The following is a 3,928-nucleotide window of genomic DNA, read 5'->3' as shown; positions in this document are numbered from 1 at the left end:
CCCGGCTTGGGCTGCGGGCCTGGTTGGGGTCAACGCGCGGGCCAGGCACTGGATGGACGTCTACGGGACGGGAGCCAGTCGCGCGGCGGCCACTTCGAACACCTGGCGCAGCGGATGCTGGCTGGCCAGCATCAGCTTCACGCGGCGCGTGTTGCGCAGCACCGCGGCGCCGATCTTGAGCAGCCGCGTGCGGATCGTGACCGTGCAGGCTTGCTGCAGTTCGGTGCCCACCAAGGCCAGCCGCCTGAGGTTGATCATGAGCGTGTAGGCCAGGGCCGCCAGCAGCAGCCGCATCTGGTTGGCCGCGTAGCGGTGACAACTGGCGCGGCGGCCGAACAGATCCAGCTGCGCCTCCTTGATGCGGTTCTCGGCCTCGCCGCGGGCGCAGTACAGCCGCTCGTACAGCTCGCCTGCGTCGCCGCTCAGGCTGGTGACGACGAAGCGCGCGTCGGCCCCTTGCGCGCCGTGCTCCAGCCGCGCGATGACGCGCCGCTCACGATTCCAGCTTCGAGCCGCATAGCTGAACTCGCCGATCAGGCGCTCCTTTGTGCCGCTGGCCGCATGACGCTCGGCCACGGCCTGGGCGGCCAGTGCGCAGTTCCACTCCAGCACCGGGTTCTTCTGCACGCCCAACACGTAGTCGATGCCCCAGGCTTCCAAGCGGCGCAGCACCTTCGCTCGGCTGAAGCCGCTGTCGCCGCGCACGACCAGCCGCACCCCCGGCCACGCTTGTCGCAGGCGTCGCGCCAGCAGCTTGAGCACCGCGCTGACGATGCTGGCCGGATCACGCCAGCTCGGGCGCAGCACGCACGCGAGCATGTCCTGCCCGCAGAACACGTACAGCGGCAGGTAGCAGTAGTTGTCGTAGTGCGCGTTGAAGTGCGCTCGCTCCTGCTGCCCGTGCAGCGGCACGTGCGTGGCGTCCACGTCCAGCACCAACTCTGCCGGCGCCGCCTTGCGGCTGGCCACGAACTGGTTCAACAGTACGCCGTGCAACGCCCAGGCTTGGCGCGCGCCAGCCGCGTTCTCCAGCCTGCTCAGCGTAGGGGCGCTGCCCAGGCTGCGGTCCCGGCCCACGGCGGTCTGCCAGACCAGGTCATGCCGCAACGTGTTGTGGTCGGTCACGTCCTGCCAGCCACAGCACAGCCCGTAGATGCGCTGCGCCAGCAGCTCCCGCATGCCGTGCTCGACGCTGGCGGCACGCCGCGAATCGCCCACCGCACGCGCAGCCGCACGGCTCAGACCCAGCCGTTCGTCAACCTGCCTGAGCAGCACCACCCCGCCGTCGGTGGCGATGTCCCCGCCATCGAAGGCCGCTTCGACCACGCGCCTGCCCACGCGGCCAAGCTCCATCCTGCGATCCGTACACTTTGGCATTGGGCGACCTCCCTCGTTGGTTCGGTTCCATAGACGTCGAATACCTATGAAAACGCGCAACGAAGGCAGGTCGCCTACTTCATGCCTCGTGAAAAATCCAGGCTAGAGGTCGTGCGCGGCTGCCGGGGGCTCAACCTGATCGGGACCGACCTCGTCGAGGTGTGCCCGTCCTACGACCCGGGCGGCAACACGGCGCTGCTGGGCGCGAACCTGCTCTACGAGATGCTCTGCGTGCTGCCTGGCGTGGTGCACCGATAGATCCCGCTTCGGACCATTGAGCCAGGACCGAGGGCAGCGACGCCGTCGGCCTCCGCCCCGTCGGTCCTTCAGCCCGAGTAGCCGGAAGATGGAGAGATGGACGAGGCCGCCCGCGAAGTGGATGAGGGCCTGCAGCGCGGGGGCCGGTCCTGCGGGCGCGGCTGCGGCGGTCGCGCGCGCCCCGATGGTCTTCGGAGTCGACTGCGACCGCTGCGAGCGCTATCGCGACGTGGGCGGCCTCAGGGACATCGAGATCCCGGCAACGCCGATGTGCGGCTCGACGCACTTCATTTCCTCGATGCTGCGATCCGCCTTCCTCCTCCACCCGATGCACGGGGAGTGCGCCATCCGTCTGACGCGGCTGCAGGTGTTCGAGTCCATCAACACCTGTGCGTACGCCGTCGACTCCGACTGCCCGCCGCCAGGCACCCAACGTCGTCCCGACCCGAGCGGGAGGCTGAGGCAAGCCCGTTGCCTCTCAGTGCGTTCCGCACCTGGGTCTCGTGCAGGCGTACCCCGCGGCAGAGCGCACCGCCGCTGCAGGCCCTGGCGCCGGTTCGCCCACCCCTTTCCCCCCGCGCTCGACTGCCGCGACCTTGCGGTCAGATCCCCGTCCCGCCATCGAAAGGAGATGCTTCCATGAACCTGGTCTGTCTGTCTGCGCCCCTGGAGCGGAGCGCCATCGCGAAGTGCGGATCGAAGGCACTTGCCGTCTTCGATCTCTACCGCTCCGTCTTCGAGCTTCGCGACTTGAGTTCGATCGACCGGCATGTCGCTGCAGGCTATGTGTCGCACACCGCGATGGCGGAGCGGAGCCGGGACAGCCTGCGCGAACACTTCGGCCAGATGCTCGAGTTGTCCTCGGCGATCAGGATCGAGACTCACTTTGCGATCGAGCAGGATGATTGCGCCATGGTTCTCCATAGCTTCAGGTGCACTCTCGCCGACGGTTCCGAGTTCGGAGTTCGTACCGCCGACTGCTTCCGCTTCCAGGACGGCCTGATCGCAGAGCATTGGGATGCGGTTATGACCTCCTCGTTCGGCCTCCCTACCGCCTGACCCGGTGCTGTCATGGTCGGTCCGAACGGTGGGGTCGCGGTGGCTACCGGCGCGGCAGCGGGCGTCGCCGAGGCCACGGGTCGGCACGCGATGAGCAAGGGGGGGAACGTTGATGTCGAAGCGCCTCGCGGCGCTCGGCCTGGCTGCGCTCGCCTTCGCTGGCGCGCCGGCCCTCGCCGCGGCACCCGAAGCCCGCCCTTGGAGGCTGGAGCTGGGCACCGTGTTGAGCTGGCAAGCGGACTACAGCGGAGCCGGCACGGCCAGGGTGCGGGCACCCATCTGGGTGAGCGGCGAATGGCGCTCCGACCGCTGGGGTCCCTTCGAACTCGACAGCGGGGCTGTGGGTTTGGGCCCGCTCGGCCCGCAGCTGCGATGGAGTCTGGGCGACGTCGACGCCTGGGGCGCAGGGGCGATGCTGGGCTACCGGTACGGGCGGCGCGACGGTGAACCGGCGCTGCTCGGCGACGACGGCAGCAGCTGGCTGCGAGGTCTGGGTCGCGTCCGGCCGACCGTCGATGCAGGCGTGCAGGGCTGGATCACGGTGTTCGGGGTGCCGATGGTTGCTCAGCTGTCGACGCCGGTCGAGCAAGGTGACCTCGGCCAGAGCGCGCAGGGCACGGTCGGTCTGCTTGGTCTGCTGCTGCCGCTCGAGCCGGCGCCAGGCATCGCGGTGACTCTGCTGCCGACCGTGATCTGGGCCGACGGCCGGCAGGTGCGAGCCTTCTATGGCATCTCGCCCGCGCAGGGCGCCGCAAGCGGCTACGCGGTCTACCGGCCCAGTGCAGGTTGGCAGAGCGCCGCCCTCGAGGTCAGCGTCGAGGCGAAACAGACCGGTCCATGGCACTTCGTAGCCGACATCGCCTACCGACGCCTGCTCGGACCCGCTTCTGGCAGCCCACTCGTCGAGAGCAAGGGGGCGTGGATCAGCCTGGTGGGCGTCGCATTTCGCCCATCGGGTGAGTGTGCCAACCCGCCCCATCTCCGCGCCATTGCTGGCGATCCGGGGGATCAGGGGCTACGAACGGCCTGTTCTAGCCCGGATCTTTCACGAGTGCCGTACTGGATGGCTTTCCGGAGCGAATCTAGTAGGTGATTCGGCGATTTGAGGCGCGGCCTCGTCGTTTGCCGCGTTCAGGAGTGCTCATGGCGCCCAGCCGGACGCATTTGCCCCTTCCCCGGCTTGGGATGCGGGCCGTTTTGTCGTCAGCACGCGGGCCAGGCACTGGATGGATTT

The 3,928-nt window shown here is 68.7% G+C and carries 4 protein-coding genes; 3 read left to right on the top strand and 1 reads right to left on the bottom strand.

The annotated features are described in order from the left end of the window. Window positions 1-60: 60 nt before the first annotated feature. Window positions 61-1,377: an IS1380 family transposase gene (locus O9280_RS15150; RefSeq protein ID WP_298344614.1), complete on the bottom strand. Its 1,317-nt coding sequence runs from the start codon at window positions 1,375-1,377 to the stop codon at window positions 61-63. 111 nt (window positions 1,378-1,488) lie between these two features. Between O9280_RS15150 and O9280_RS15145 the strand changes: the two genes are divergently transcribed. The 3 genes from O9280_RS15145 to O9280_RS15135 all read left to right on the top strand — a co-directional run bounded on the left by O9280_RS15145 (window position 1,489) and on the right by O9280_RS15135 (window position 3,787). Further along, complete coding sequence (locus O9280_RS15145) at window positions 1,489-1,635, top strand: arginase family protein (RefSeq protein WP_298344610.1); 147 nt, start codon at window positions 1,489-1,491, stop codon at window positions 1,633-1,635. Window positions 1,636-2,274: 639 nt separating this feature from the next. Further along, window positions 2,275-2,694 carry a nuclear transport factor 2 family protein gene (locus O9280_RS15140; RefSeq protein ID WP_298344605.1) on the top strand — a complete coding sequence of 140 codons (420 nt, stop codon included), beginning with the start codon at window positions 2,275-2,277 and terminating at the stop codon, window positions 2,692-2,694. 112 nt (window positions 2,695-2,806) lie between these two features. Then, on the top strand, window positions 2,807-3,787 hold the full coding sequence (locus tag O9280_RS15135) for a MipA/OmpV family protein (protein ID WP_298344603.1): 981 nt from the start codon (window positions 2,807-2,809) through the stop codon (window positions 3,785-3,787). The last annotated feature ends 141 nt before the right edge of the window (window positions 3,788-3,928 follow it).

Origin of the sequence: Silanimonas sp., from assembly GCF_027531545.1 — a bacterium.
Taxonomy (GTDB): Bacteria; Pseudomonadota; Gammaproteobacteria; order Xanthomonadales; family Xanthomonadaceae; genus Silanimonas.
This window is presented reverse-complemented; position numbering and strand designations above follow the sequence as displayed.

Bases quoted from the DNA above. Each gene is read 5' to 3' on its own strand.
- O9280_RS15150 (WP_298344614.1), bottom strand. From the start codon at position 1,377: ATGCCAAAGTGTACGGATCGCAGGATGGAGCTTGGCCGCGTGGGCAGG.
- O9280_RS15135 (WP_298344603.1), top strand. From the start codon at position 2,807: ATGTCGAAGCGCCTCGCGGCGCTCGGCCTGGCTGCGCTCGCCTTCGCT.
- O9280_RS15140 (WP_298344605.1), top strand. From the start codon at position 2,275: ATGAACCTGGTCTGTCTGTCTGCGCCCCTGGAGCGGAGCGCCATCGCG.